The organism is Amycolatopsis sp. NPDC006125, assembly GCF_040614195.1.
GTDB classification, from domain to species: Bacteria; Actinomycetota; Actinomycetes; order Mycobacteriales; family Pseudonocardiaceae; genus Amycolatopsis_E; species Amycolatopsis_E tucumanensis.
The window spans coordinates 1-26,612 of the sequence record NZ_JBEXTZ010000030.1 but is presented as its reverse complement, the minus strand read 5'-3'; the positions used below and the strand labels follow the sequence as shown (position 1 = coordinate 26,612).

Sequence of the window (26,612 nt, the reverse complement as noted above, 5' to 3'; positions counted from 1 at the left end):
GCGTATGGCTACGGAAGACTCGGCGTGCGCGGTGGCGCACGGCGCGGACGATTCAGCGGTGGACACGCGGACGCTGGTCGCGGTGTTCGCCTCACCGGTCGCGGAGTTCCTGCTGCGCTACGGCGAGGACCTGGGCTACCGGACGCTGCTGTTCGAACCGGACCCCGCGCGAGCGGTCCCGGGCGCGACGGCCGAGTTGCCGGACCTGGATGGCGACACGGATGTCGTGGTGACCGACCACCACCGGCCCGAGCTGGGCACCGCGCTGCGGGACGTGCTGGCGCGGCCGGTGCGCTGGGCCGGGGTGATGGGCAACCCGCGACACGAGGGCCCGCACGTGGCGGCGCTGCGGTCGCTGGGCGTGGCGGAGGCCGACATCGCCCGGGTGCACCGCCCGATCGGCCTGGACATCGGCTCGCGCCGCCCGGCGGAGATCGCGATCGCGACCTTGGCCGGGTTGATCGCGGACCGCAACGGCCGGCCGGGTGGCTTCTTCGGCCGCTGATCCGCGGGCGCCTGACCGCCGCGCCGAGCGGCGCTGCGCGAGTCGCAACGGCCGTTCCGGCGGTTCTTCACCCGCTGATCGCGCCCGGCGAGGTGGATCGCGGCCGCGGCCGCGTTCGCGTACCGACCCACGAACGGGCCCCGTGGCGCGGGTTGTGCGCGGACCCCGTTCACGGACGCGAGTTCCGCGGCCGGTGCCGCCCGCGCGGCGCCGAGCGGCCCTGCGCAGGTCGCAACGGCCGGTCCGGCGGTTATTCGCCCGCTGAGCGCGCCCCGGCGGGGCGGACCTCGCCCACCGCGGGATTGATGCCTGCCCACGAACGCGCCCGTCGAGCGGGTCGTGCGCGAACCCCGGTCCCGGGCGCGAGTTCCGCGTCCGGGAGCGGCCGAGTGCCGCCCCCGCCGCGGCTTCGCCGCGCGAGTTCCTCATGTGCGGGCGCGAGTTCCGCTCCGCCATGCACGCCGCCCTGCGCGAGTTCCGCTCTGCCGCGCGCCGCGCTGCCCTGCGCCAGTTCCGCGCCGCGCCGGCCGCTGCGCGAGTGCCGCCTCCGGCTCACTCCCGCGCGGCTCGCACCGCGGCGCCCGCCGCGGCCACATCCAGGTCCACCACCACGAAGTCCCCCTCGGCCCGGCCCCGCTCGGACACCCCGAGCCCGATCAGCGCCAGTTCGGCCGCCCGGTCCCGCAGCACCCACTGCTCCGGGCTCTCCGGCTCTGCCGGCCCGGTCTCGTCGCGCTGCCAGGCGGCCACGGCGGCCTCGGCGAGCGCACGCGGCAGCCGGACGGTGATCCGGTGCTCCCCGATCACCGTCCCGATCGCCGCCAGCACCTCGGCGTCCTCGTGGTAGCGCATGCGGCGAGAATAGGCACCCCACCGCGGCCCGCGCCCGTGAATTTCAGGCGTGCGCCGCCACCAGGTTCTCCGGCATCGGGTCGTAGCGCGTGTGCCTGCGGGTGAACGTCGCCGTCCCGGAGCTCAGCGACCGCAGCTCTGTGGTGTACCGCAGCAGCTCGGTCGCGGGCACCTCGGCGCGCACGATGCTCCGCCCGCCGCTCACCGACTCCGTCCCCAGCACCCGGCCGCGCCGCGCGGACAGGTCGCCGAGCACCGCGCCCAGGTACTCGTCCGGCACCCGGACGTCGACCTCGTCCAGCGGTTCGAGCAGCACCACCCGCCCGTTCGCGGCGGCCTCCTTCAGCGCCAGCGCGCCCGCGGTCTGGAACGCCGCGTCCGAGGAGTCCACGCTGTGCGCCTTGCCGTCGACGAGCGTCACCCGCACGTCGACCACCGGGTAGCCGGCCACCAGCCCGCGCTGCAGCTGCGCCCGCACCCCCTTCTCCACGCTCGGGATGAACTGGTGCGGCACGGCCCCGCCGACGATCCGGTCCACGAACTCGAACCCGGCGCCCCGCGGCAGCGGTTCGACCTCGATGTCGCACACCGCGTACTGGCCGTGCCCGCCGGACTGCTTCACGTGCCGCCCGTGCCCCTTCGCCGGCCCGGCGAACGTCTCGCGCAGGCTCGTCTTCACCGGCTCGGTGTCCACTTCGGCCCCGCCGGCCCGCAGCCGGGACAGCACGACGTCCGCGTGCGCCTCGCCCATGCACCACAGGACCAGTTGCGCCGTCTCGGCGTTGCGCTCCAGCCGCAGCGTCGGGTCGCCGGCCACCAGGCGGGACAGGTTGCGCGCCAAGGCGTCCTCGTCGCTGCGGTTGCGCGCCACGACGGCCACCGGCAGCAGCGGCTCGGGCATCGGCCACGGGCGCATCAGCAGCGGGTGGTCGGGGGAGGAGACGGTGTCGCCGGTCTCGGCCGACCCGACCTTCGTCAGCGCGCACAGGTCCCCGGCGACGCAGTAGGGCACCTCGCGCAGGTTCGCGCCCAGCGGCGAGTACAGGTGCGCCACCCGCTCGTCGGTGTCGTGGTCCTCGTGACCGCGTTCGGCCATGCCGTGCCCGGACACGTGCACCGGCCGCTCGGGCCGCAGCGTCCCGGAGAACACCCGGACGAGCGACACCCGCCCGACGTAGGAGTCGACGGCGGTGCGCACCACCTCGGCGGCCAGCGGCCCGTCCGGGTCGGTGCTCAGCTCGGGGTGCGGGGCGCCCTCGGGCGTGGTGACCGGCGGCAGCTTGTGCTCCAGCGGCGACGGGAACGCGCGGACGATGCCATCGAGCACCTCGGCCAGCCCCACGCCGGTGGCCGCGCACACCGGGATCACCGGGTGGAAGGACCCGCGCGCCACCGCCGTCTCCAGGTCCGCGATCAGCGTGTCCTCGCTGATCTCCTCGCCCGCGAGGTAGCGGTCCATCAGGGTCTCGTCCTCGCTCTCGGCGATGATGCCCTCGATGAGCTCGTTGCGCGCCTCGGTCAGCCGCTCCAGGTCCGCCGGCGACGGTTCGCCCAGGCGCGGCGGGAAGCCGTCCGAGTAGTCGTACAGCCGCCGTGTGATCAGCCCGACCAGACCCGGCTCCGGGCCGCTCGCCGGCAGGTACAGCGGCAGCACGCCGGCGCCGAACGCGTCCTGGCACGCGGCGATCTCGCCCTCGGGGTCGGCGCGGTGGTGGTCCAGCCGGGAGACGATCACGGCGCGCGGCATGCCCACCGCGGCGCACTCCTCCCAGATGGCCACCGTCGCCGGGTCGACGCCCTCGGCCGAGCACACCACGAACAACGCGGCGTCGGCGGCGCGCAGCCCGGCCCGCAGCTCGCCCACGAAGTCGGCGTAACCGGGGGTGTCGATCAGGTTGATCTTGTGCCCGTCGTGCATCACCGGCGCGACGGAGAGCCCGACCGAGCGCTGCTGGCGCACGGCCGCCGGGTCGTGGTCGCAGACCGTGGTGCCCTCCACAACGGAACCGGCCCTGGTCACGGTGCCGGACACCGCGAGCAGGGCCTCGGTGAGGGTGGTCTTGCCGGAGCCGGACGGCCCGACCAGGACCACGTTGCGGACCTTGACCGGGTCGTCCACAGCGACCGCGGCTCCGGCATCGACGGTGCGGGCTTGTTTGTCGGCCATGACGGGCTCCCCGGGGGACGACGCTGTCGAAAGGTGTGTCCTCGATCACACACCCGGCGAGCATGGTCCGGCAACCCCGCGCGGGCAGGTTGCGCCTGCGGAGCGAAAGTGGACTGCTGAGATCGCGGCGAACTGGCCTGGGGGAGCGGTCCACCGAAACCTAGACTGGACCCCGAACCCCCTCTGTGTTTCGTGAAAGGCGTTCTGTCGTGTCCGAAGTTCAGTCCAGCAGTTCCGCCACGCCCGAACGGGGCACCGCCCGCGTCAAGCGGGGCATGGCCGAGATGCTCAAGGGCGGCGTGATCATGGACGTCGTCACCCCCGAGCAGGCCAAGATCGCCGAGGACGCCGGCGCGGTGGCCGTCATGGCGCTCGAGCGCGTGCCCGCCGACATCCGCGCGCAGGGCGGGGTGGCGCGGATGAGCGACCCGGACCTCATCGAGGGCATCATCGACACCGTCTCCATCCCGGTCATGGCCAAGGCGCGGATCGGCCACTTCGTCGAGGCGCAGGTGCTGCAGTCGCTCGGTGTCGACTACATCGACGAGTCCGAGGTGCTCACCCCCGCCGATTACGCCAACCACATCGACAAGTGGGCCTTCACCGTGCCGTTCGTGTGCGGGGCGACGAACCTGGGCGAGGCGCTGCGCCGCATCAACGAGGGCGCGGCGATGATCCGCTCCAAGGGCGAGGCGGGTACCGGCGACGTCTCCAACGCGACCACCCACATGCGCAAGATCCGCGCCGAGATCCGGCGGCTCACGTCGCTGCCGGAGGACGAGCTGTACGTCGCCGCCAAGGAGCTGCAGGCGCCCTACGAGCTGGTGCGCGAGGTGGCGGAGAAGGGCAAGCTGCCGGTCGTGCTGTTCACCGCGGGCGGCATCGCGACCCCGGCCGACGCGGCGATGATGATGCAGCTCGGCGCCGAGGGCGTGTTCGTCGGCTCCGGCATCTTCAAGTCCGGCGACCCCGCGAAGCGCGCCGAGGCGATCGTCAAGGCCACCACGTTCCACGACGACCCGGACGTGATCGCGAAGGTGTCCCGCGGCCTCGGCGAGGCGATGGTCGGCATCAACGTCGACGACGTGCCGGAGCCGCACCGGCTCGCCGAGCGCGGCTGGTAGTCCTCCGCCCGGGGGCCGGTCGCGGGCGCGGCCGGCCCCCGCCGCGTGGTCCCGCAGTGGTTTTCGACGTGTTCCAGGAGGTCAGGTGTCCGCGGTACCGGTGATCGGCGTTCTCGCGCTGCAGGGGGACGTGCGGGAGCACGCCGCCATGGTCGAGAGCGCGGGCGGGCGCGCCGTCGCCGTGCGGCGCGAGTCCGAGCTGGCCGCCGTCGACGGGCTCGTCCTGCCCGGCGGCGAGTCCACCACCATGTCGCGCCTGCTCGAGACCTTCGAGCTGCTCGGCCCGCTCCGCGAGCGGCTCGCGGCGGGGCTGCCCGCCTTCGGCTCGTGCGCGGGCATGATCCTGCTCGCGAAGCAGGCCCTGGACGGCCGCCCCGACCAGCACCAGCTCGGCGCGCTGGACGTGATCGTCCGGCGCAACGCCTTCGGCCGCCAGGTGGACTCCTTCGAGGAGGACCTGGCCTTCGCGGCGCTGCCCGGCGGTCCCCTGCACGCGGTCTTCATCCGCGCCCCGTGGGTGGAAAAAGCAGGCGACGGGGTCGAGGTGCTGGCCACGGTGCCCGGCGCCGAGGGCAGCGGCGCTAGGATCGTCGCGGTCCGGCAGGGGCCGGTGCTCGCCACGGCCTTCCACCCGGAGCTGACCGGTGACGATCGGGTCCATCGCCTGTTCGTGGAGATGGTGCGGGACGCGGCGACGACGAGCGAGACGGAGGAGAGATGAGCGGCCACTCCAAGTGGGCCACCACGAAGCACAAGAAGGCCGCCCTCGACGCCAAGCGTGGCAAGCTGTTCGCGAGACTCATCAAGAACATCGAGGTCGCCGCGCGGACCGGCGGGGGCGATCCCGAGGGCAACCCGACCCTCTACGACGCCATCCAGAAGGCGAAGAAGAACTCGGTCCCGCAGGACAACATCGAGCGCGCGCGCAAGCGCGGCGCCGGTGAGGAAGCGGGCGGCGCGGACTGGCAGACGATCAACTACGAGGGCTACGGCCCCAACGGCGTCGCCGTGCTGATCGAGTGCCTGACCGACAACCGCAACCGCGCGGCGGGCGAGGTGCGCACCGCGCTGACCCGCAACGGCGGTTCGCTCGCCGACCCGGGCTCGGTGTCGTACCTGTTCAACCGCAAGGGCGTGGTGATCATGCCCAAGAACGACCTGTCCGAGGACGACGTCCTGATGGCCGTCCTCGACGCGGGCGCGGAGGAGGTCAACGACCTCGGCGACAACTTCGAGATCGTCTCCGAGGCCACCGACCTGATCAACGTCCGCAAGGCGCTGCAGGACGCCGGTTACGACTACGAGTCGGCCGACCCGACGTTCCTGCCGTCGGTCAGCGTCCCGCTGGACGCCGAGGGCGCCAAGAAGGTCTTCCGGCTGATCGACGCGCTGGAGGACTGCGACGACGTCCAGAACGTGTACGCCAACTTCGATGTGAGCGACGAGGTGCTCGAAGAGGTCGGCGCGTAACGACCCGCGTTCTCCCAAGGGCCCTCCGGCGCGCAGCCGGAGGGCCCTTGGTGTGCAACGGGAATTTTCCACCACCGGGGGCTGTGCCGCCGCCACCCGCGTACGGCAGAATGCCGCCCGTGACCGAGACCCTCGCGCCCGAAGAATCCGAGCTCCTCGAGTGGATCGTCAACCAGGCCGAGACCCGTGGCAACGCGGTGATCTCCGTGGCGGCCGACGATTCCGGCGCGGGGTACGCGTTCACGGCGTGCGTGTGGGCGCTGCACGAGGTCCCCGAGGCCGTCGTCGTCGGGCTGCCCGAGCAGATGGCGCCGGTCCTGCTCGACGCCTACGTGGACCGCGCCGCCAACGGCGAGGAGTTCGTGCCGGGCAAGGTCTACGAGGACTTCTTCGAGGGCGTGCCGGTCACCTTCGAGCGCGTCGCCAAGGGGCACTACCTCGAGTACCTCGGCAGCGCGTTCCTCGTCTACCCGGACGGCGACTTCCCCGCGCTGCAGATCATCGTCGCCACGCCGGACGGGCACTGGCCGTGGAGCGCGGACGCGCCGGAGGGGTTCGCCGACTGGCAGCCGGTGCTGACCGAGAGCGGCGCGCCGGAGAGCTGGACCCCGGGCGTCGACGGTCCATAAAGGACGATCATCGGCCCCCGGCGCGTCCTGCCGGGCCGGGGTGGCCCGGCGCGGTAGCCTCACCTCGAACGCGTGTTCGGCGGCAGGAGGGTGATCGGTGCGAGTGCTCGGCGTGGACCCCGGGCTGACCCGGTGCGGGCTCGGCGTGGTGGACGGGGGGACCGGCCGCACCGTCAGCTGCGTCGCGGTGGACGTCGTCCGCACCCCGGTCGACGACACGCTGGAACGGCGCCTGCTCGCGGTCTCCGACGCCGTCGAGCACTGGCTGGACACCTACCGCCCGGAGGCGGTCGCCGTGGAGCGCGTCTTCAGCCAGCACAACGTGCGCACCGCGATGGGCACCGCGCAGGCCGGGGGAGTGGTGGCGCTGGCCGCCGCCCGCCGCGGGCTGCCGGTCGTGTTCCACACGCCGAGCGAGGTCAAGGCCGCCGTCACCGGCAGCGGCCGCGCGGACAAGGCGCAGGTCACCGGCATGGTCACCCGGCTGCTCGGGCTCGCGCAGGCGCCGCGCCCCGCCGACGCGGCCGACGCGCTCGCGCTGGCCATCTGCCACCTGTGGCGCCAGCCGATGCGCGACCGGCTCGCCGAAGCCGAGGCGCGCGCGGCCGAACTCGCCCGCGCGCACAAGGCCCGGCTCGCCGCGGCGGCGAAGTCGGCGGGCGCCGTGCCGGCGGTGGTTCCCCGCCGGGCGAACACGCGGACACCAGGGAAGGGAGTGCGGGGATGATCTCCTCGGTCCGGGGCGAGGTGCTCTCGGTCGGGCTCGACCACGTCGTGGTGGAGGTCGGCGGGGTCGGCCTCGCGGTGCAGGCCACGCCGTCGACGCTGGCCACGCTGCGGCGCGGCGAAGAGGTCGGCCTCTACACGTCGCTCGTCGTGCGCGAGGACTCGCTGACGCTGTTCGGCTTCGCCGACGCCGAGGCCCGCGAGCTGTTCGGGCTGCTGCAGACCGTGTCCGGCATCGGGCCGCGCCTGGCGCTGGCCGCGCTGGCCGTGCTCGACCCGGAGAAGCTGCGGACCGCGCTCGCCGAAGGCAACATCACCGTGCTCACCCAGGTGCCGGGCATCGGCCGCAAGGGCGCCGAGCGGCTCACCCTGGAACTGCGGGACAAGGTCACCGCGGCCGGCGGGACCGCCGAGACCACCGCGGCTCCGGCGGCGGGCGCGGTGCGCGCCGAGGTCGTCGAGGCGCTCACCGGCCTCGGCTTCCCCGTCAAGCAGGCCGAGCAGGCCGTGGAGAAGGTGCTGGCCGCGGGCGAGGCCGACACCACCCCGGCCGTGCTGCGCGCCGCGCTGAGCACCCTCGGGCGCAAGTGAGGCTGCTGACGCGTGCACGATGAAGAGGTGACCGAGCACCCGGCGGACGAGACCCTCTCCGCGCTGCCCCAGCTGGGCGAGCGCGAGATGGAGACGACGCTGCGCCCGAGCAGGCTGAGCGAGTTCATCGGCCAGCCCCGCGTGCGCGAGCAGCTGGAACTGGTGCTGGAGAGCGCCCGGCGGCGCGGCGTGCCGCCGGACCACGTCCTGCTGTCCGGCCCGCCCGGCCTCGGCAAGACGAGCCTGGCGATGATCGTCGCGGCCGAGCTGGACGCCTCGATCCGCATCACCTCCGGCCCGGCGCTGGAACGCGCCGGCGACCTCGCCGCGATGCTGTCCAACCTCGCCGAGGGCGACGTGCTGTTCATCGACGAGATCCACCGGATCGCCCGCCCCGCCGAGGAGATGCTCTACCTGGCGATGGAGGACTTCCGCGTCGACGTGGTCGTCGGCAAGGGGCCGGGCGCCACCAGCATCCCGCTGGAGATCGCGCCGTTCACCCTGGTCGGCGCCACCACCCGCTCCGGCGCGCTGACCGGCCCGCTGCGCGACCGGTTCGGTTTCACCGGCCAGATGGAGTTCTACGCCGACCACGAGCTCGACCAGGTGGTCCGCCGCTCGGCGAAGATCCTGGACATCGAGATCGACGCCGAGGGCAGCGCGGAGATCGCCCGCCGCTCGCGGGGCACGCCCCGCATCGCCAACCGGCTGCTGCGCCGCGTCCGCGACTACGCCGAGGTCCGCGAGGACGGCAAGGTCACCCTCGCCGTCGCCCGCGCCGCGCTGGCGGTCTATGACGTCGACGAGCTCGGCCTGGACCGGCTGGACCGCGCCGTGCTGTCGGCGCTGGTGCACTCCTTCGGCGGCGGCCCGGTCGGGGTGTCCACCCTCGCCGTGGCGGTGGGCGAGGAACCGACGACGGTCGAGGAAGTCTGCGAGCCCTACCTGGTGCGCGCGGGTATGCTCGCGCGCACCCCGCGTGGCCGGGTGGCGACGGCGAGTGCCTGGGAGCACCTGGGTTTGCGCCCGCCGCCCCGTCCGGACCAGGCAGGGCCTACCCTGTTCGACTAACCGGGTGCTGGCCTGGTCAGTGGTGCCTGGCACACTCGAAAGAGCACATCCGGACAAATTGGTGAGCGGCCGGGCGCCGCGCACCGAATGGAGAATCATGGAACAGCTTTTCCTGCCGTTGCTGCTCATGCTCGTCGTGGCGATCCCGCTGGTGATGGGCACCCGGAAGCAGAAGCGTGCCGTGCAGGAGCAGCAGAAGCTGCAGAGCAGCCTGTCCGAGGGCGACCGGGTGATGACCACCTCCGGCCTGTACGGCACGGTGGCGGACACCAGCAGCGACACCACGATCGACATCGAGATCGCGCCCGGCGTCGTGACGACGTGGCTGCGCCAGGCGGTGCGCGAGAAGGTCGCGCCCGAGGTGGCCGACGAGGTCGAGACCGACGACGACGAAGCCGTGGTCGAGACGGTGGAGACCGCCGAGGCGCCCAAGGCCGACGAGAAGGCCGCTGCTCCCTCGCTGGAGAGCGAGAAGAAGTAGCCCGACGAAGGGCCCAACCCCGGCGTCCGGTGGTGACGCCGGGGTCAACGCCGCGTTCACAACGCGGCGAGTAGTGTCTGCGTACCGCCGCGTAGGCGGCACGAACCCCGTGTAGCTGACCGTCGAGGAGAACGACCACCGTGGCACCACCGGCCGGGCGGATCCGCCCGGGACGCTATCTCGGCTTCTTCGTCCTGATCGTGGTCGTGCTCTACGCCCTGGTGTTCTTCACCGGCGGCGGGAAGCCCACGCCGAAGCTGGGCATCGACCTGCAGGGCGGCACCCGGGTGACGCTGAGCGCGCGCACCCCGGACGGCTCCGCGCCCTCGCGCGAGTCGCTCAACCAGGCGCGCCAGATCATCGAGACCCGCGTGAACGGCATCGGGGTCAGCGGCACCGAGGTGGTCCTCGACGGTGACAACATCGTGATCACCGTCCCCGGTGAGCAGGGCGACCAGGCCAAGAAGCTCGGCCAGACCGCCCAGCTCGGCTTCCGCAAGGTGATCGACGCGCAGACCGTGACCACCCCGCCGGTCGCGCCGCCGCCGGGGCAGGGCGACGACCCGGCCGCGATCCAGCAGGCCAAGGCCACCCGCCAGGCCGCCGATCTGGTCACCGGCACCGGCGACTCGCTCGCCGCCGGGCCGAACGCGTCCGCCGCGCTGACCGCGTTCACCTGCTCCACGCAGGACCCGCTGCGCGGCAACGACGACCCGAACCTGCCGCTGCTCACCTGCGACCAGACCGGCACCGAGAAGTACCTGCTCGGCCCGGTGTTCCTGAAGGGCACCGAGATCGACAACGCGGTGTCCTCGTCGCCGGCGCAGAACAAGCCGCAGTGGACCGTGGACCTCACCTTCAAGTCCGAGGGCCGCCAGGTCTGGGCCGACTTCACCACGGCCAACATCGGCCAGCGCGCCGCGTTCGTGCTCGACACGCAGGTCGTGTCCGCGCCGACCATCCAGAGCGCGATCCTCGACGGCAACACCCAGATCAGCGGCAACTTCACGCAGGCGCAGACCAAGGACCTCGCCGACGTCCTGAAGTACGGCTCGCTGCCGCTGTCGTTCACCTCGTCCGACGCCACCACCGTGTCGGCCACGCTCGGCCTGGCCTCGCTCAAGGCGGGCCTGATCGCCGGCGGCATCGGCCTGGCGCTGGTGTTCGTCTACTGCCTGGTCTACTACCGCCTGCTCGGGGTGCTCACGGTCGTCTCGCTGGCGCTGTCCGGCCTGATCGTCTACGCGGTGCTGGTCCTGCTCGGGCGGTGGATCAACTTCACGCTCGACCTGGCGGGCGTCGCCGGGTTCATCATCGCCATCGGTGTCACCGCGGACTCGTTCGTGGTGTTCTTCGAACGGCTCAAGGACGAGATCCGCGAGGGCGGGCGCAGCTTCCGCTCGGCGGTGCCGCGCGGCTGGGTGCGCGCCCGCCGCACGATCCTCGCCTCGGACGCGGTCATGTTCCTGGCCTCCGCGGTGCTCTACGCCATCGCGGTCGGCGACGTGCAGGGCTTCGCGTTCACCCTCGGCATGTCGACCGTGCTCGACCTGATCGTGGTGTTCCTCGTGACGCACCCGCTGGTCGCGCTGGCGTCGAAGTCGAAGTTCCTGTCCCAGCCGAAGCTCACCGGCCTCGGCGGCGTGCAGACGCTGGCCGCGGAGCGCCGGTCCGCGCGCAAGGTGCCCGCCGGCGCGGGCGCGAAGGAGTCCTGACGTGGCAGACGAGCTGAACACCGAGAGCACGCACGCCGCGCCGGCCACGAAGAAGGCCGGGCGGGAGAGCGTCTTCCACCGCCTCTACGTCGGCACCGGCGCCTTCGACATCGTCGGCAAGCGCAAGCGCTGGTACATCTTCTTCGCGGTCCTGGTGCTGGTGTGCATCGCCTCGATCGGCATCAAGGGCTTCAACCTCGGCATCGAGTTCGAGGGCGGCACCCAGATCCAGATGCCCGCGCGCGGCGCGAACGGCCCGATCACCGCCGACGCGGCCAAGCAGGCGTTCGCCGACGCGCTCGGCGAGCAGGCCGACTCGGCGCAGACGGTCGGTGTCGGCGACGCGGCCACCGTCGAGCTGCGATCGGACACCCTCGACGCCGACCAGGTCGCCAAGGTCAAGCAGACCCTGTTCGACCAGCTCAAGCCGATCGGCGGCAACGGCCAGCCGAGCGTGCAGGCCATCAGCGACAGCGCGGTCAGCGCGTCCTGGGGCCAGGAGATCTCCCAGCAGGCGCTGATCGCGCTCGCCGTGTTCATGGTCCTGGTGACCGTGTTCCTCGCGGTCTACTTCGAACGCTGGATGGCGGTCACCGCGCTCATCGCGCTGGTGCACGACATCCTGGTCACCGCGGGCATCTACTCGCTCGTCGGGTTCGAGGTCACGCCGGCGACGGTGATCGGCCTGCTGACCATCCTCGGGTTCTCCCTCTACGACACCGTGGTGGTGTTCGACAAGGTCAAGGAGAACACGCGCGGCATCCTCGGCCTGACCCGCCGCACCTACGCCGAGACCGCGAACCTGGCGCTGAACCAGACGCTGATGCGCTCGATCAACACCTCGGTCATCGCGCTGCTGCCGGTGCTGGGCCTGCTGGTCGTCGGCTACATCCTGCTCGGGTCCGGCACGCTGCAGGACCTCGCGCTGGTGCAGCTGAGCGGCATGCTCGCCGGCGTGCTGTCGTCGCTGTTCCTGGCGACCCCGCTGCTGGTCGACTTCAAGATGCGCGACCCGAAGTACAAGCAGCAGGCCGAGCGGGTCCGCGCGCGCCGCGCCAACCAGGCCCGCAAGGCCGCCGAGCGCGAGGCCGACTTCGACGCGAGCGACGACGAGGCGCTGGACGCCGAGCTGCGCAAGGAGAAGGCGTACGCGGCGGCCGCGAGCGTCCCGGCCCGCACGCCCAAGTCGCAGCCGCGGCGCGGGCGGCCGTCGGGCAAGCGGAAGCGCTGACGTGGACCTGGAGCGTGCGCTCGGCCTGATCGCCGAGGTGCCGGACTTCCCGGAGCCCGGTGTGCTGTTCCGGGACCTGTCGCCGCTGTTCGCGGACGCGGGCGGGTTCGCGGCGGTGATCGACGCGCTGGCGGCGACGGTCGACCCGGGCACCGATGTGCTGGCCGCGGTCGAGGCGCGCGGGTTCCTGCTCGCCGCGGCCGTCGGCTACGCCCGCGGCATGGGTGTGGTCCTGGTGCGCAAGCCCGGCAAGCTGCCCAGCGTGGCCGGCCGGGTGGACTACGCCCTGGAGTACGGCTCGGCGACCCTGGAACTGCCGTCCGGGGTGGTGCGGCCCGGGCAGCGGGCCGTGGTGGTCGACGACGTGCTCGCCACCGGCGGCACCGTCGCCGCGGCCTGTGAGCTGCTGGAGAAGGCGGGCGCGACGGTCACCGGCGTGTCCGTGGTGATGGAGCTGGCCGCCCTCGACGGGCGGTCGGCGCTGAGCGGCCGGAAGGTCAGCTCGCTCCTGGTCACCTGACCGTTCGGCGCGTCAGCGGGGCGGTCGGCGCGGCTGGGAACAACGAGGTGGCCCGCCGGGGTTACGCTTGGTGCTCTGAAGGCCGCGCGATCAGCAGGAGGTGGGCTTGAGCCAGGAGCTCGAAAGCCCGGCGCCCGCCCGGGAGACCGCCGACAACCGCGGCACGCAGCCGCAGGGCGTCACCAGGGCACCGTCCGCCACGCGGCGCGTCCGCGCCCGGCTCGCGCGGCGGATCACCGCCCAGCGCGCCGCGCCGGTCAAGCAGGTGCTGGAGCCGCTCGCCGCGATCCACCGCGACCTGCACCCGAACGCCGACCTGAGCCTCCTGCAGCGCGCCTACGACGTCGCCGAGGAACTGCACCGCCACCAGCGGCGCAAGTCCGGCGACCCGTACATCACGCACCCGCTCGCGGTGGCGACCATCCTCGCCGAGCTGGGCATGGACACCACCACGCTGGTCGCCGCGCTGCTGCACGACACGGTCGAGGACACCGGCTACTCGGTGGAGCAGCTGACCGCCGACTTCGGCGACAAGGTCGCCCAGCTCGTCGACGGCGTCACCAAGCTGGACAAGGTGAAGCTCGGCACGGCGGCCGAGGCCGAGACCATCCGCAAGATGGTCATCGCGATGGCCCGCGACCCGCGCGTGCTGGTGATCAAGCTCGCCGACCGGCTGCACAACATGCGCACCATGCGGTTCCTGCCGCCGGAGAAGCAGGTCCGCAAGGCCAAGGAGACCCTGGAGGTGCTGGCCCCGCTGGCGCACCGGCTGGGCATGGCCACGGTCAAGTGGGAGCTGGAGGACCTCGCGTTCGCGATCCTGCAGCCCAAGAAGTACGACGAGATCGTCCGCCTGGTCGCCGACCGGGCCCCGTCGCGGGACATCTACCTGCGCAAGGTGATCGACGAGCTGACCGGCGCGCTCGGCGGCTCCCGCATCACCGCGAAGGTCGAGGGGCGGCCCAAGCACTACTACTCGATCCACCAGAAGATGATCGTCCGCGGCCGGGACCTCGACGACATCCACGACCTGGTGGGCGTGCGCATCCTCGTCGAGGACGTGCGCGACTGCTACGCGGCCATGGGTGTAGTGCACGCGCTGTGGCAGCCGATGCCGGGCCGGTTCAAGGACTACATCGCCCAGCCTCGGTTCGGCGTGTACCAGTCGCTGCACACCACGGTGATCGGCCCCGACGGCAAGCCGCTCGAGGTGCAGATCCGCACCTACGAGATGCACCACACGGCCGAGTACGGCATCGCGGCGCACTGGCGGTACAAGGAAACCAAGGGCACCCACCACGGCACCGCCGTCGACATCGACGAGATGGCGTGGATGCGGCAGCTGCTCGACTGGCAGCGGGAGGCCGCGGACCCCGGCGAGTTCCTCGACTCGCTACGCTACGAGCTCGCCGCCCGCGAGATCTTCGTGTTCACGCCCAAGGGCGACGTGGTGACGCTGCCCGTCGGCGGCACGCCGGTCGACTTCGCCTACGCCGTGCACACCGAGGTCGGGCACCGGTGCATCGGCGCTCGCGTCAACGGGCGTCTGGTGGCGCTGGAACGCAAGCTGGAGAACGGCGACGTCGTCGAGATCTTCACCTCGAAGGCGGAGAACTCCGGGCCGAGCCGCGACTGGCTGACGTTCGCCAAGTCGCCCAAGGCGCGCGCCAAGATCCGCCAGTGGTTCGCCAAGGAACGCCGCGACGAGGCGATCGACGCCGGTAAGGACGCGATCACCAAGGAGGTCCGCAAGGTCGGCCTCCCGTTGCAGCGCCTGGTGTCCGCGGAGGCGATGGGCGCGCTGGCGGCCGAGCTGCACCACCCGGACATCAGCTCGCTGTACGCGGCGGTCGGCGAGGGCCACGTCAGCGCGAAGCACGTCGTGCAGCGGCTGGTGGCGCTGATCGGTGGCGTCGAGGAGGCCGAGGACGAGCTCGCGGCCCGGTCCACGCCGTCCACGGTCACCCGGCGCCGCGCGGCCAACGACGTGGGTGTCGTGGTCAAGGACGCCACCGACGTGTGGACCAAGCTGGCGCGCTGCTGCACCCCGGTGCCCGGCGACGAGATCCTGGGTTTCGTCACCCGCGGTGGTGGCGTAAGCGTGCACCGCACGGACTGCACGAACGCCGAGGACCTGCGCGCCCAGCCCGAGCGGCTGGTCGAGGTGGAGTGGGCGCCGTCCGCGAACTCGGTCTTCCTGGTGTCCATCCAGGTCGAGGCGCTGGACCGGCACCGCCTGCTGTCCGACGTGACGAAGGTGCTGGCCGACGAGAAGGTGAACATCCTGTCCGCGTCGGTGCAGACGTCACGCGACCGGGTGGCCGTCAGCCGGTTCACGTTCGAGATGGGCGACCCCAAGCACCTCGGGCACGTGCTCAAGGTGGTGCGCGGAGTGGAAGGCGTCTACGACGTGTACCGCGTGACGTCGGCGTCCTAGCCGGCCCGGGCCCTCAGCCGAGGGTGAGGACGAAACCGAGCGTCGACGCTTCCTCCTCGGTGGCCCAGATGATGCCCCGGTTGTCGTTGCCCACGTGCACGCCGTACTGCTTCGCGCCCCGCGGGACGTCCGGAATGGTGAACGTGTAGGTCGTGACAACCGAGGACGTGTAGCCGCCGCGGCTCGCGCTGGGCTCCGATGCCTCGGTGAGGTATCCGGTGGCGAGGATTTCGCGCTTCTCGTTGTAGACCTCGACCTGCGCTCCACTGTGGATGTCGCGGTACCCGGCACAGCCATAAGTGGACGTGCACGACACGGCCATGCTGCCGTTCAGCGTGAACGTCTTCCCACCCGCCGGCTCCGATCCCAGGGTCAACGCGAGGGTCGCGGCACCCGCGATCACGAGGACGGCGGCGACGGCCGAGACGATCCAGACCGTCTTCGGCGCCCGGCGGGGCGGAACAGCGGGAGGCAGGATGGGGTGTGCGGTCATGGCGGCGCATCCTCGGGCTCGGGCGCCCCCAGCGGACGCACTCGTCAGCCCAGTCGCGTGGATCTTGAACATTGTTAGCGGTGCGGCTGCCGGAATGCCCCGCTGGAGTGAGGGCGGAAGTCACCCCGCCGGTCGCGGTGGTGTGGCTCACGGCGCTCGCCCCGGCGTGCCCTCTAGGGTCGGCTCATGGCAGCTGGGCTGGAGTTCGCGCGCGACGGGGAAGTGGCCACCCTCACCTTCGCGCGGCCGGAGAAGAAGAACGCGATTTCCCACGACATGTGGGCGGCCATCCCGGACATCGTCGCGGACGTGGAGGGGGATCCGGGGCTCAAGGTGCTCGTCCTGACCGGCGCCGGGCCGGACTTCTCCGCTGGGGCGGACATCTCCGAGTTCGGCAGCCTGCGCTCCACCGCCGACGGCGCCGCCGCCTACGACCGGGTCGTCGAGGGCGCGGTCACCGCGCTGGCCGGGATGACCAAGCCGACCGTGGCGAAGATCCGCGGCAACTGCATCGGCGGCGGCTGCCAGATCTCCGTCGCCTGCGACTTCCGCTTCGCCGACGCCACCGCGCGCTTCGGGATCACCCCGGCGAAACTCGGCATCGTCTACGACTTCCGCTCCACCCGCCAGCTGGTGTCCCTCATCGGGCCCGCCCACGCGCGGTACTTCCTGCTCTCCGGCCAGCTCGTCGACGCCGCCCGCGCCCGGGAGATCGGCCTCCTCAACGACGTGTTCACCGACCTCGACGCCGGCGTCTCCGACTTCGCGGCCACCCTCTGCTCCCGCTCGCAGACCTCGGTCCGCGGCATGAACCGGATCATCGGCAAGATCCTCGACGGACAGTCCGAAAGCGACAGCGAGGTCGAGGACATCCGCTCGGCCGCCATCCACGGCGAGGACTACGCCGAGGGCGTGGCCGCCTTCCTCGACCGCCGCCCGCCGAAGTTCACCGCCTCCTGACAGCACAGCGGCCTCCGTCCGAACCGGACGGAGGCCGCTTCGGCGACAGAACTCAGCCGATCGTCACCGCGGTGAACTTGACCTCCATGTTCGGCTTGCCGCCACCCGGGCTCGGGTCGAAGCTGCCGTCGTGGCCCGCGCGCGCCACCTTGTCGAGCACCTCCAGGCCGGCGTCGCCGATCGAACCGAACACCGTGTAGTCCGGGCTCAGCTCCGCCGGGCCGTACACCATGAAGAACTGGCTGCCGTTGGTGTTCGGGCCCGCGTTGGCCATCGCCAGCAGGCCGCGGCCGTAGGTCAGCTCGGGGAACGTCTCGTCGGCGAACGAGTAGCCCGGACCGCCACTGCCGGTGCCGGTCGGGTCACCGCACTGCAACATCATCAGGCTCGCGTCGGTGCCCAGCCGCGCGCACGAGGTGTCGGTGTAGTACCCCTGCTGCGCCAGGCTCAGGAAGCTGTTCACGGTGCACGGCGCGAGCGCGCGGTCCAGCGTCAGCGGGATGTCACCGGCGGTGGTCTTCAGCGTGACGTTCACCGTCCCGGTCGACGGGATGTCCTTGGTCTGCGGCGGGTTGTTCGGCTTCGCGGCGGGCTCGCTCGGCGTGGCCGGGTACTCGCACTGCACCGGGTTCGCCAGCGGCGTCGGCCGCTGCGGCACCGCGGCGCGCTGCGTCGGGATGTTCAGCTCGGACGAGGGCGAGGTCGTCGGGGAGGCCGCCGCGTCGCCGCCGTCGCCGCCGCGGGTAGCGAAGAACACCACCAGACCGGCGACCACCACCACCGCGCCGACGGTCGCGCCGACGCCGACGATCTTCCGGCGTTTCGCCTGCTCCGCCCGGCGGGCCATCTGCCGCTCGAGCTTGCGCTTCGCGGCCTCACGGCGCTGCTGGTTGGTCGCCACCTGCCCTCCAGAATCCACTCGACGTCACCGATCGGGTGGCGGCAGTCTATGGGCACAGCCTGTGAGGACCCTGTACAGCCCCGGTTAGGGTGGGTGCCGGGCATCCCGGGCACGGGTGGACGGGTCGACGCGGAGGTGGATTTTCGTGCTCGTCGTCGGGTTTCCGGCAGGCGCGCTGCGGGCCAACTGCTACCTGCTCGCGCCCGGCACGGACACCGCCTGTGTGGTGGTCGACCCGGGTGAGGACTCCGCGGCCCGCGTCGCCGAGGCCCTCGCCGAGCACCGCCTCACCCCGGCGGCCGTGCTGGCCACCCACGGCCACTCCGACCATGTCGGAGGCGCGGCGGCGCTCACCGCGACCCACGACGTTCCGATGTGGATCCACCCCGCCGACCGCGGCCTGCACGACGGCGACCAGCCCGCGGACGTCCGCGACCTCACCGGCGCGCCGCTGGAGCTGGCCGGCCTGGCGATCGACGTCGACCTCGTGCCCGGCCACACCGACGGCTCGGTGGTGTTCCGCGTGACCACACCGGAGGGCGGCCGGCTCGCCCTGACCGGCGACACGCTCTTCGCCGGCTCGGTCGGCCGCGGCGACCAGCGGCGGCTGGGGGAGTCGCTGCGCGACGCGCTGCTGCCGCTGCCCGACGACACGGTGGTGCTGCCCGGGCACGGCCCGGCCACGACGATCGGCCGCGAACGGGCCGGCAATCCGTTCCTGAGCGGGGCGCGCAGCGTCGTCCCGGTGCGGTGATGGGGGAGAAGTGACCGAGCCGAAGAAGCCGGTGGAACCGCAGCGGCTGCCGCTGCACCAGGAGGACCCGGGGCTGACGCGCCGCAGGCTGATCTCCGGCCTGGCGGGCGTGCTGATCATGGCCGCCGCGTTCGGCGGGATCGCGGGACTGATCGGCGGGCAGGTCGCCGGACTGGTCGCCGCGGCGATCGTCGGGCTGCCGCTGCTGTACGTGGTGCTGTGGAACGTGCGGCGCAAGCTGTGGCTGGAGGGCACGGCGGTACTGGTGCGCACGTGGCGCACCCGCCGGGTGGACCTGGCGCAGGCGCGGCGCATCGACCTGCTGGTGACCGACGTGCGCGGCGCGCGCACGGTCAGCCTGCTGTTCAACTCCGGGCAGCGCGGCCAGGTCGTCAAGATCGACCTGGCCGTCTACGCCGGCACCGGCGGGCGCGAGCTGCCCATCCTCACGCTGCGGCGGCTGGCCGACGCGGTGGCGAACAACATCGAGGCCAACGGGCTGGTGTTTTCCGAGCTGCTGGTCGCGCAGCTGCGTGCCGAAGCGCGGGGCGCGGGCGTGCCGGACCGGCCGCTCTACCAGCTGGCGTCCGCGGCGCCGTCGGGCAAGATCGCCCAGCGGTTCACGATGGAGGCCGTGAGCCGGTTCGTCGCGCAGCTGGGGTGATCTCGCCGTTGCGGCCGCCGAGCCGGTCCTCGATCCGGGCCAGCTGCTCGCGGATGCCTTCCAGCTGGTAGACGATCTCCGGCAGCTCCTCCGCCGCGAAGGTGGCGAGCCGCTCCAGGTGCTTGGCCGCGTCGCGCAGTTCGGTGAGAGCGGTGGCGATCCGCGGCAGGCTCGTGACCGTGCGGGCCACGGCTTTCGTCAGGCGCCGCGGCAGTGCGTGAACGACCATGACCCCTCCCCGCCGGACGGGAACTGTGCCCGGCCTTCGTACCCCATCGCGGGGGCCGTGACCAGGGCGGGGTGCCGGGCTGTGGCTAGTGGTCGCTGGTGTGGCTGATGTGACTGGTGGGCTCGCGGCTGGCGATCAGCGCGGCGAGGACGGTGGTGACCGGCACCGCCGCGACGATGCCGACGCTGCCCGCCAGAGTCCGGACGATCTCCTGCGCGATGTCCTGCGAGCCGAGGATCGCGCCGAGCCCGACGCCGGAGATCGACGAGTACAGCATCACCGGCAGCGCGGCGCCCGCGTACGCCATCACCAGCGTGTTCACCGCGGAGCCGACGTGGTCGCGGCCGATGCGCAGCCCAGCGGAGTACAGCTCGCGCCAGCTCAGCGACGGGTTGGCGCGGCGCAGCTCCCACACGGCGCTGGTCTGGGTGACGGTGACGTCGTCGAGCACGCCGAGCGCGCCGATGACGATGCCGGCCAGCAGCAGGCCGCGCGCGTCGATGCCGTGACCGAGGGCGGCGATGAGCGTCGAGGTGCTGTCGTCCAGGCCGGTCAGGGACGCGGCCGCGGAGAAGATCGCCGACAGCGCGCCGATCAGCGCGAGGCTCACCAGCGTGCCCAGCACCGCGACCGACGTGCGGGCGGACAGGCCGTGGGTCAGGTACAGGGCGATGAACATGATCAGCCCCGCGCCCACGATCGCGACCAGCAGCGGGTTCTCCCCGGCGAGGATCGCCGGCAGCACGAACGCCACGAGCACGACGAAGCTGAGGACCAGCGCGCCGAGCGCGGCCACGCCGTGCCAGCGCCCGAGGACGACCACGGCGACCGCGAACAACGCGGCGAGCACCGCGAGCGGGACGCCGCGCTGGAAGTCGACGAGCTGGTAGGAGGAGGGGTCGGCGGCGTCCGCGCCGTTGTAGGCCAGCACGATGTCGTCGCCGGCGGTGAAGCGCGGCGTGCTCGGCTCGATGGGCACGGTCAGCTCGACGCTGCGGCCGCTGCCAGGACCGTCGGTGAGGGCGATCGTGGCGGTGAGGCAGGGCTTGGCGTCCGGCTGGTCGCCGACCTGCACCTGACCGGCGGCCAGGCACGGGCCGGAGGTGGCGGTGGTGATGGTGCCGTGGACCGGGGTGCCCTGGGAGATCGCCGAGGCGGGCTTGTCCTGGCCCCAGGGGTAGAGCAGGAGCAGCCCGGCGACGGTGAGGGCCGCGATGGGGGCGAGCAGCCAGATGAGGAGGAGCTTGACGCGCCGGGAGGCCGGGGGCGCGGGGGAGTGACCGTGCCCGTGGCCGTGCCCGGTGGGTGGAGTGGCGGGCGGCGCAGCGGCGCGGCGGCGGGTGGGGGCGGCGGTGCCGTCGGCCGCGCCGGTGCGGGGGCGTTCGGCGTGGTCTGGTGCCGGCTCGGCGGTGGGGTGGTGCCCGTCCGCGCTCCGGGCGTGGTGCGCTCCGCGGGCGGATCGCTCTTCGGGAAGATCGGCTTGGCGGGCCGCTTCACTGGTGCGACGTGCCCCGCGGCGGGCGGCCGCCTCGGCGGCCAGGCGCCGGGACCGGCGAGTGGTGCCGTCGGGGTCCCCGCCGCTCGTCGCGGCGGGCTGCTGACGGTGCGCCGGGCGGCGTGCCCTCGGGGCGGAGGGGACGGCACCGTCCTGCGGCTCACCGGCTTTCGCCGGGTCGGCGGCGTGCCCACGCTGCGCGTCCGCACGCCCGCCAGTCCGCGGGGAATCCCCGGCGGGCCAGGCCGAGGCGCCGGGTTCGGTGTAGCCGCGCGTCCGGCGTGCGCGGCGGGGGTCGGCAGCAGGCGGCCCGGGGACGCGGCGGATCGGACCGGTCTCCGCCGCGGGGTCGTCGTCGTGCTGCACCGGTCCATCGTCCCGCCCGCCCGCGTCACTCCAGCGGGTGGGTCGTGAAGTTCCTCCGCGAAACCGCGTAACGACGGCGGCGTGGCTCCGTCCTACTGGCGTAGAGCAGCAGGAGGACAGGAGGCCCATCGTGCACGCCGAAACGGTCGAAGAACACCAGTTCGTCAGCCTGGACGGCTACGACGTCCCGGTCTTCTCCCGGTGGAGCTACACCACCGCCGATCCCTACGCCGTCACGCTGTCCTTCCGCGCCGACCGCGGCCGCTGGGTCGAGTGGTGCTTCGCGCGCGACCTGCTCGTCGAGGGCCTGAACGGGCCGGCTGGCGAGGGCGACGTGCGGATCCGGCCCGACGTGACGGCAGGCCCGGACCAGCTGATGATGGAGCTGGAGTCGCCGGACGGGTACGCGATCGTCGAGTTCAGCCGCGAAGGCGCGGCCCGCTTCATCGCCTCCACCCACACGCTCGTGCCGCTCGGCGCGGAGGGCGCCCTGGTCGACGTGGACGGGTTCATCGCGGAGATCACCAAGGTCTGAGAGCCGTTCCCCGCGGCGGCCCGCGGCGTTCACCACGCCGTGATCGACTCCGCGGATGAGCCTGCTCACGCGCGCCACGGCGGCGGTGGCCGCCCTCCTGCTCCTCCTCGTCGCCGCTCCCGCGGCGGTCGCCGACACCGCGCTCGCCCGCGGCGTCGCCTACCGGACCCTGACCCTGTCCACCGCGCACGGACCGGTCGTCGCGCACCTCGTCACGGCCGACCTGACCGATCCGCGCGTGGACGTCGACCTGCTGCACCCGGCGTCGGTCGCCGAGCGGGCCACCGTCTCCGCCCTGGTCACCGCGCAGCACGCGGTCGCCGGGATCAACGGCGACTTCTTCAACATCAGTGAGACCCACGCCGGGATCACGCCCACCGGGTCCTCGGTCGGGCCGGAGATCGCCGACGGCGACGACCTCAAGTACGCCGTGCCGGACGGGCAGCGGTTCGGTCCCGCGATGCCGTCCGGCGTCACCACCAGCGACGTGTTCGGCTTCGGCGCCGACCACCGGTTGCGCACCGCGCGGCTGGAGTTCGCGGGCACGCTGCGTTCCCGGGCGGGCGAGTTCGACCTGGAAGGGCTCAACCAGTACGCGCTGCCGGTGGACGGCATCGGCGTCTACACCCCGGAGTGGGGCTCGATGTCCCGGGCCCGCGCGGCCTGCGGCACCGACACCAGCCGCTCGGCGCCGTGCACCTCGCAGGTCGAGGAGGTCGTGGTGCGGCACGGGGTCGTGGTCGCCGAGTCCGCGGGCGCGGGCGCGGGGCCGATCGAACCCGGCAGCGTCGTGCTGCTCGGCCGCGAGCGCGGGGCGACCGAGCTGGCCGGGCTCCGGGTGGGCGACCGGGTGCTGGTGACCGACCGGCTCGTCGCGCGGGGCGTGCCGCCGTTCGAGTTCGCGGTCGGCGGGTTCCCCATCCTGGACGACGGGGCCGCGCTGCCCGGGCTGGACGCCTCGCTCGCGCCGCGCACGGCGGCCGGGGCGAGCGCGGACGGGCGGACGCTGTACCTGCTCGCGGTCGACGGCCGCAGCGCCGCCAGCACCGGGATGGGGGTCGGCGAGGTCGCCGCGCTGCTGGTGTCGCTGGGCGCGAGCGAGGCGGTGAACCTCGACGGTGGCGGGTCGACGACCCTGGTGACCGCCGGTCGCGGCGCCCCGGTGACGGTGCGCAACACGCCCTCGGACGGCGCGGAACGCGCGGTCGCCAACGGGATCGGCGTGTTCGTCCGTTAACCGGCGCGGCGGCGCAGCACCACGTGGGCGTGGTGCCCGGCGGCGACGAGGACCTGCGCCCCGCAGATGACGACGAGCACCCACCCGGCGCCGAGGTGGCGGACCAGGAACGCCCCGGCCACCGCACCCGCGACCAGGCCGGCCACCGACATCAGGCGCCGGGTGGTGGCGCCGCGGCCGGCGGAACGGTCCGCGAGGTCGCCGACGAGCGCGGCCAGCGTGCGGGTGACCACGGTGGTCGTCATGTCCGGCACCGCCAGGCGGTTCACCGTGCCGTTGCGGACGCCCATCGCCAGTGCCAGCGCGGCGGCGGCGAGGTAGCGGGCACCGGCGAACGCCCCGGCCGCCGCGACCGCGGTCAGGGCCGCCTCCACCGCGAGGGCGCCGAGGAACGCCGGGTGTGGCGCGGCGATCGAGGACGCCAGCCACGCGGCGCCCGCGGCGCCGGCCACGAACGCGACGAGCGCGGTCACCGCCGCCGCGACGTCGAAACCGGGCTCCCCGGCCGCCGCGAAACCGAGGAACACCAGGTTGCCGGTCATGTTGGCGGTGAAGACCCTGCCCAGGGCCAGGAAGCTGACCGCGTCGATCAGGCCGCTGAGGACGGTCAGCGCCCCGAGCGCCACCGGCACCGGTTCGTGGTTCACCAGCCCGCGCACCACGTCTCCCCTCTCATCGTCCACACGGGACGGACAGCCACTCCTGCGGCGGCACGCCCAGCCGGATGCGGTCCAGCTGCTCCAGCAGCGTCTCCAGCCTGCCGGGGTCGTCGAGGTACTCCAGCGCCGCCCGGTAGAAGGCGTTGGCCATGGTCGCCGGCATCAGGTCCGACGCGTCGAAGCAGAGCGTACCGCCCGAGCGGAGCGCCTCGGCCACCTTGCGGGCCGCCGGGTTGCCGTCGTAGACGCGCAGGTCCACCGAGCGCGTCGCGGAGAACGCGCTCCCGCCGCTGACCCGCGGCCAGATCTCCTGCGCCGCCGGGGAGGCGAGGTACCGGATCAGCGCCCGCGACGCCGGCGTGTCGGTGAACATGCCCGCCAGGTCGGCCGACACCTCGTAGGTCCCCGGCGCCACGTCCGGGCCGGCCGGCGGGACGGCCACGAAGTCCAGGCCGCGCCCGGCGTCCGGGTACCGCGCGAGCATGAACGACCCGTTGTGCTCGTACGCGCAGCTCTGCGGCGACGCCAGCATTCCCTTTCCGGCGTCGGCGAAGTCGGTCAGCAGCACCCGTCCCGGGTTGTCCCCGACGGTGCCCGCCATCATCGCGCCCCACGTCTGCCACGCCCGCCGCACCGCGGGCGCTGTCCACGCCAGCTGCCCGGCCGCCCACTGCCGGTACACGTCCGGGCCGGCCTGGTGCAGCAGCACGTCCTCGACCCAGTCAGTGCCCGGCCACCCGGACACCGGCGGCGCGCTCAGCCCGAGGCACCAGGGTCGCGCGCCGGTCGCCGCGGCGAACTCGTCCCAAGTGGACGGCTGCGCCAGGCCGTGCAGGGCCGGGTTGAACCACACGATGCTCTTCAGGTCCACCTTCACCGCGATCCCGTACAGGTGCGCCTGCCCGGCCACCTGCAGCTGGAGCCACTGTGGACCGTAGATCTCCGCGGGCGGCGCACCGAGCACGTCGTCCAGCGAGTACAGGTTGTGCGAGCGCACGTAGGTGACGAGCTCGCCCGGGTTGGGCACGACCGCGATGTCCGGCGGGTTGCCGTTCTGCACGTCCGAGGCGAGCACCTGCGACACCGCGCGAGTGCCCTGGTAGCGCACGCGGATGCCGGTCTGCGCGGTGAACCCGGCCAGCACCTCCTCGAACGCCGCGCCCTCGGCGCCGGTCCACGACGCCAGCACGGTGAGCGTGCGCGTGCCCGCCCCGGCGCCGCAGCCGGTCAGGCACGCGGCGACCAGGAGCAGCACCCCGGCGAGGCCCCTCATGAGCGGAACCGGTATTCGTCGAGCCGGGCGTGCAGCCCCCACCCGGCGAGCACGGCGATCGCCAGCGTCACCGCGGGCACCACGAGCGGCAGCTGGTTGCTCGCGGCGGCCGCCTCCAGCCGGTCGTTGACGTCCCGGGTGCCCGCGGCGGTGGTCGCCTCGTCCGGGATGGCCCCCGCCACGCTCGTCGGCGCCGGGCCGGCGGCGGCCACGGTCAGGCCGCAGTCCCCGGCCCGGCAGTGCGCGGTGACCAGCCGGATCAGCTTGTCCTGGCCGTCGGCGTCGGTCAGCGCCATCCGCCGGTCCCACCCGGCCAGCACGCCGGTCAGCCGGTCCTGCGCGGTGGCCAGCCGGTGCGCCGCGACGAGCGTGAACATCATGCTGGCGCACAACCCGAGCAGCAGCAGCGTCGCCGCCAGCAACTGCGGGTTCAGCAGCCGTTGGAAGCGCTTCCCCAGGTACAGCTGCGTGACGCAGAGCAGCGCGAGCAGCAACGCGACCGGCACCGCCCACAGCGCGGGCGTCGCCGGGTGCAGCCAGCCGGTCGTCAGCTGCCGCGCCAGCGCCTGCTCCTGCACCGACCGCAGGTCGTCGAGCTGTTTCAGCACGCCGTCGGGGGAGCGCAGCAGCTGCGACGAGGCGTCCCACAGGTCGGCCGTGCCGACGACCTCGCCGCCGCCCTGCCGGTAGTGCGCGTCGGCCTGCGCGACCGCCGCCCGGTAGGCGGCGAGCAGTCCCTCGACCAGCCGCAGGATCTGGCTGCCCGCGTCCCCGGCCTCGTTCAGCTCGGCGGCGCGGGTGAGGCTCTGGCTCGCCAGCGCGGTCTGCGTGGCGTACTCGGTGCCCGCTCCGGCGAGGCGGACCTCGCCGGAGGAGAAGCTGCGCACGGCCGCCCGGTCCGCGCGGATCAGCGCCGACTTCGCCGCCGCGACCTCGACGACCGCCTGCGCGGTCCGGTCCCGCACGGTCTCCGCCGCCGACTGCACGCCGCGCACCGTGGCGAACCCGGTGACCAGCACCGCCGCGGTGGTCACCAGCAGCGCCAGCCGCAGCCGGACCAGGGTGCGCCGGGTCGTGCTCACCACAGGGACCTCGCCCGCACGGCGTTGGCCCGGTCGATCAGCACGCCGTGCTCGCCGGCGGTGCGGGCCTGGCGCGACAGATCGCGGTAGGAGCGTTCGAGCCGGTCCCGCAAACCCTTCTCCGACACCGGATCGCCGAGCACCGGACCCGGCGGCAGCGACCCGTCGCCGTGGTCGAGCACGAACGAGAAAGCGCTCTCCAGCACGGCAGTGGCCAGCCGCAGCCACGACTCCTCGCTGTCCAGGGTCAGGGTGTGCACCCGGTCCGCGGCCGCGGCGAGGTCACCGGCCGACGGGCGCCCGCCGCCGGGCAGGTGACCGGCGAGGATCCGGACCGCGGCGACCGCGGCGCCGTGCCGGTGCAGCGAGATCTCCGGCACCTCGTCGAGGATCGCGACCGCGGCGCCGCGCTCCCCGGCCCGCAGCCGGATGCGGGCGAGCCCGA

At 73.1% G+C, this 26,612-nt stretch carries 28 protein-coding genes; 18 read left to right on the top strand and 10 right to left on the bottom strand.

Translation table 11 applies throughout. The features are described 5' to 3' along the window. Positions 1-4: 4 nt before the first annotated feature. Positions 5-505, top strand: a complete 501-nt coding sequence (locus tag ABZ193_RS17415) for an XdhC family protein (RefSeq protein ID WP_020420715.1) — start codon at positions 5-7, stop codon at positions 503-505. Positions 506-1,057: 552 nt separating this feature from the next. On the opposite strand, the gene ABZ193_RS17410 is transcribed toward ABZ193_RS17415, so the two are convergent. After that, complete coding sequence (locus tag ABZ193_RS17410; protein ID WP_354710605.1) at positions 1,058-1,357, bottom strand: hypothetical protein; 300 nt, start codon at positions 1,355-1,357, stop codon at positions 1,058-1,060. A 43-nt stretch (positions 1,358-1,400) separates the two neighbouring features. Beyond that, a complete protein-coding gene (locus ABZ193_RS17405) occupies positions 1,401-3,524 on the bottom strand; it encodes an elongation factor G-like protein EF-G2 (RefSeq protein WP_020420713.1) in 2,124 nt (707 codons plus the stop codon). Positions 3,525-3,733: 209 nt separating this feature from the next. Here ABZ193_RS17405 and pdxS point away from each other — a divergent pair, with 209 nt between their 5' ends. The 12 genes from pdxS (at position 3,734) to ABZ193_RS17345 (ending at position 15,519) form a co-directional block, all read left to right on the top strand. After that, the gene (gene pdxS, locus ABZ193_RS17400) at positions 3,734-4,648 is read left to right on the top strand and encodes a pyridoxal 5'-phosphate synthase lyase subunit PdxS (RefSeq protein WP_027936254.1); all 915 of its coding nucleotides are present in this window, start codon (positions 3,734-3,736) and stop codon (positions 4,646-4,648) included. Between the two features lie 85 nt (positions 4,649-4,733). After that, entirely contained in the window at positions 4,734-5,369 is a 636-nt protein-coding gene (gene pdxT, locus ABZ193_RS17395) for a pyridoxal 5'-phosphate synthase glutaminase subunit PdxT (RefSeq protein ID WP_020420711.1), read from the top strand. Further along, positions 5,366-6,118, top strand: coding sequence for a YebC/PmpR family DNA-binding transcriptional regulator (locus ABZ193_RS17390; RefSeq protein WP_020420710.1), 753 nt, complete (start codon positions 5,366-5,368; stop codon positions 6,116-6,118). The genes pdxT and ABZ193_RS17390 overlap by 4 nt, the downstream gene beginning before the upstream one ends. Before the next feature lie 110 nt (positions 6,119-6,228). Next, positions 6,229-6,747, top strand: coding sequence for a DUF4262 domain-containing protein (locus ABZ193_RS17385; RefSeq protein WP_237335667.1), 519 nt, complete (start codon positions 6,229-6,231; stop codon positions 6,745-6,747). Between the two features lie 97 nt (positions 6,748-6,844). Beyond that, entirely contained in the window at positions 6,845-7,474 is a 630-nt protein-coding gene (gene ruvC, locus ABZ193_RS17380; RefSeq protein ID WP_193354394.1) for a crossover junction endodeoxyribonuclease RuvC, read from the top strand. Next, positions 7,471-8,064: a Holliday junction branch migration protein RuvA gene (ruvA, locus tag ABZ193_RS17375; RefSeq protein WP_354710603.1), complete on the top strand. Its 594-nt coding sequence runs from the start codon at positions 7,471-7,473 to the stop codon at positions 8,062-8,064. The genes ruvC and ruvA overlap by 4 nt, the downstream gene beginning before the upstream one ends. An 87-nt stretch (positions 8,065-8,151) precedes the next feature. Then, positions 8,152-9,135, top strand: coding sequence for a Holliday junction branch migration DNA helicase RuvB (ruvB, locus tag ABZ193_RS17370; protein ID WP_228685276.1), 984 nt, complete (start codon positions 8,152-8,154; stop codon positions 9,133-9,135). A gap of 97 nt (positions 9,136-9,232) precedes the next feature. Further along, entirely contained in the window at positions 9,233-9,616 is a 384-nt protein-coding gene (gene yajC, locus ABZ193_RS17365; RefSeq protein WP_020420705.1) for a preprotein translocase subunit YajC, read from the top strand. A 140-nt stretch (positions 9,617-9,756) separates the two neighbouring features. Then, positions 9,757-11,331 carry a protein translocase subunit SecD gene (gene secD, locus ABZ193_RS17360; protein ID WP_020420704.1) on the top strand — a complete coding sequence of 525 codons (1,575 nt, stop codon included), beginning with the start codon at positions 9,757-9,759 and terminating at the stop codon, positions 11,329-11,331. A 1-nt stretch (position 11,332) separates the two neighbouring features. Further along, positions 11,333-12,562, top strand: coding sequence for a protein translocase subunit SecF (gene secF / locus ABZ193_RS17355; RefSeq protein WP_237335670.1), 1,230 nt, complete (start codon positions 11,333-11,335; stop codon positions 12,560-12,562). A gap of 1 nt (position 12,563) precedes the next feature. Continuing rightward, positions 12,564-13,082 carry an adenine phosphoribosyltransferase gene (locus ABZ193_RS17350; protein ID WP_354710601.1) on the top strand — a complete coding sequence of 173 codons (519 nt, stop codon included), beginning with the start codon at positions 12,564-12,566 and terminating at the stop codon, positions 13,080-13,082. A 106-nt stretch (positions 13,083-13,188) separates the two neighbouring features. Then, entirely contained in the window at positions 13,189-15,519 is a 2,331-nt protein-coding gene (locus tag ABZ193_RS17345) for a bifunctional (p)ppGpp synthetase/guanosine-3',5'-bis(diphosphate) 3'-pyrophosphohydrolase (protein WP_020420701.1), read from the top strand. Between the two features lie 13 nt (positions 15,520-15,532). On the opposite strand, the gene ABZ193_RS17340 is transcribed toward ABZ193_RS17345, so the two are convergent. Continuing rightward, positions 15,533-16,012 (bottom strand): hypothetical protein, encoded by a 480-nt coding sequence (locus ABZ193_RS17340; RefSeq protein WP_354710600.1) that lies wholly within the window; start codon positions 16,010-16,012, stop codon positions 15,533-15,535. Between the two features lie 186 nt (positions 16,013-16,198). On the opposite strand from ABZ193_RS17340, the gene ABZ193_RS17335 reads away from it, so the two are divergent. Next, positions 16,199-16,972, top strand: a complete 774-nt coding sequence (locus tag ABZ193_RS17335) for an enoyl-CoA hydratase-related protein (protein ID WP_237335671.1) — start codon at positions 16,199-16,201, stop codon at positions 16,970-16,972. Between the two features lie 52 nt (positions 16,973-17,024). On the opposite strand, the gene ABZ193_RS17330 is transcribed toward ABZ193_RS17335, so the two are convergent. Then, a complete protein-coding gene (locus tag ABZ193_RS17330; RefSeq protein WP_020420698.1) occupies positions 17,025-17,873 on the bottom strand; it encodes a peptidylprolyl isomerase in 849 nt (282 codons plus the stop codon). Between the two features lie 145 nt (positions 17,874-18,018). Here ABZ193_RS17330 and ABZ193_RS17325 point away from each other — a divergent pair, with 145 nt between their 5' ends. Both ABZ193_RS17325 and ABZ193_RS17320 read left to right on the top strand, forming a co-directional pair. Next, a complete protein-coding gene (locus ABZ193_RS17325; RefSeq protein WP_354710598.1) occupies positions 18,019-18,627 on the top strand; it encodes an MBL fold metallo-hydrolase in 609 nt (202 codons plus the stop codon). A gap of 10 nt (positions 18,628-18,637) precedes the next feature. After that, on the top strand, positions 18,638-19,291 hold the full coding sequence (locus ABZ193_RS17320) for a hypothetical protein (RefSeq protein ID WP_237335674.1): 654 nt from the start codon (positions 18,638-18,640) through the stop codon (positions 19,289-19,291). Here the strand turns inward: ABZ193_RS17320 and ABZ193_RS17315 are convergent. Continuing rightward, positions 19,248-19,520, bottom strand: coding sequence for a hypothetical protein (locus tag ABZ193_RS17315; protein WP_354710597.1), 273 nt, complete (start codon positions 19,518-19,520; stop codon positions 19,248-19,250). The genes ABZ193_RS17320 and ABZ193_RS17315 overlap by 44 nt on opposite strands. A gap of 85 nt (positions 19,521-19,605) precedes the next feature. Further along, positions 19,606-21,381 (bottom strand): YibE/F family protein, encoded by a 1,776-nt coding sequence (locus ABZ193_RS17310; RefSeq protein ID WP_354710596.1) that lies wholly within the window; start codon positions 21,379-21,381, stop codon positions 19,606-19,608. A gap of 130 nt (positions 21,382-21,511) precedes the next feature. On the opposite strand from ABZ193_RS17310, the gene ABZ193_RS17305 reads away from it, so the two are divergent. After that, positions 21,512-21,916: an SsgA family sporulation/cell division regulator gene (locus ABZ193_RS17305; RefSeq protein WP_020420693.1), complete on the top strand. Its 405-nt coding sequence runs from the start codon at positions 21,512-21,514 to the stop codon at positions 21,914-21,916. 55 nt (positions 21,917-21,971) lie between these two features. After that, positions 21,972-23,153, top strand: a complete 1,182-nt coding sequence (locus ABZ193_RS17300) for a phosphodiester glycosidase family protein (protein WP_354710595.1) — start codon at positions 21,972-21,974, stop codon at positions 23,151-23,153. Here the strand turns inward: ABZ193_RS17300 and ABZ193_RS17295 are convergent. From ABZ193_RS17295 to ABZ193_RS17280, 4 genes are all read right to left on the bottom strand, one after another. Beyond that, a complete protein-coding gene (locus ABZ193_RS17295) occupies positions 23,150-23,812 on the bottom strand; it encodes a YoaK family protein (protein WP_354710594.1) in 663 nt (220 codons plus the stop codon). The genes ABZ193_RS17300 and ABZ193_RS17295 overlap by 4 nt on opposite strands. Before the next feature lie 13 nt (positions 23,813-23,825). Next, on the bottom strand, positions 23,826-25,085 hold the full coding sequence (locus ABZ193_RS17290) for an ABC transporter substrate-binding protein (RefSeq protein ID WP_354710593.1): 1,260 nt from the start codon (positions 25,083-25,085) through the stop codon (positions 23,826-23,828). Continuing rightward, on the bottom strand, positions 25,082-26,167 hold the full coding sequence (locus ABZ193_RS17285; protein ID WP_027936252.1) for a hypothetical protein: 1,086 nt from the start codon (positions 26,165-26,167) through the stop codon (positions 25,082-25,084). Before ABZ193_RS17285 ends, ABZ193_RS17290 begins: the two co-directional genes overlap by 4 nt. After that, positions 26,164-26,612 (bottom strand): tetratricopeptide repeat protein (locus ABZ193_RS17280; RefSeq protein ID WP_354710591.1); only part of this gene is annotated, 449 nt, incomplete at its 5' end. The genes ABZ193_RS17285 and ABZ193_RS17280, both read right to left, overlap by 4 nt.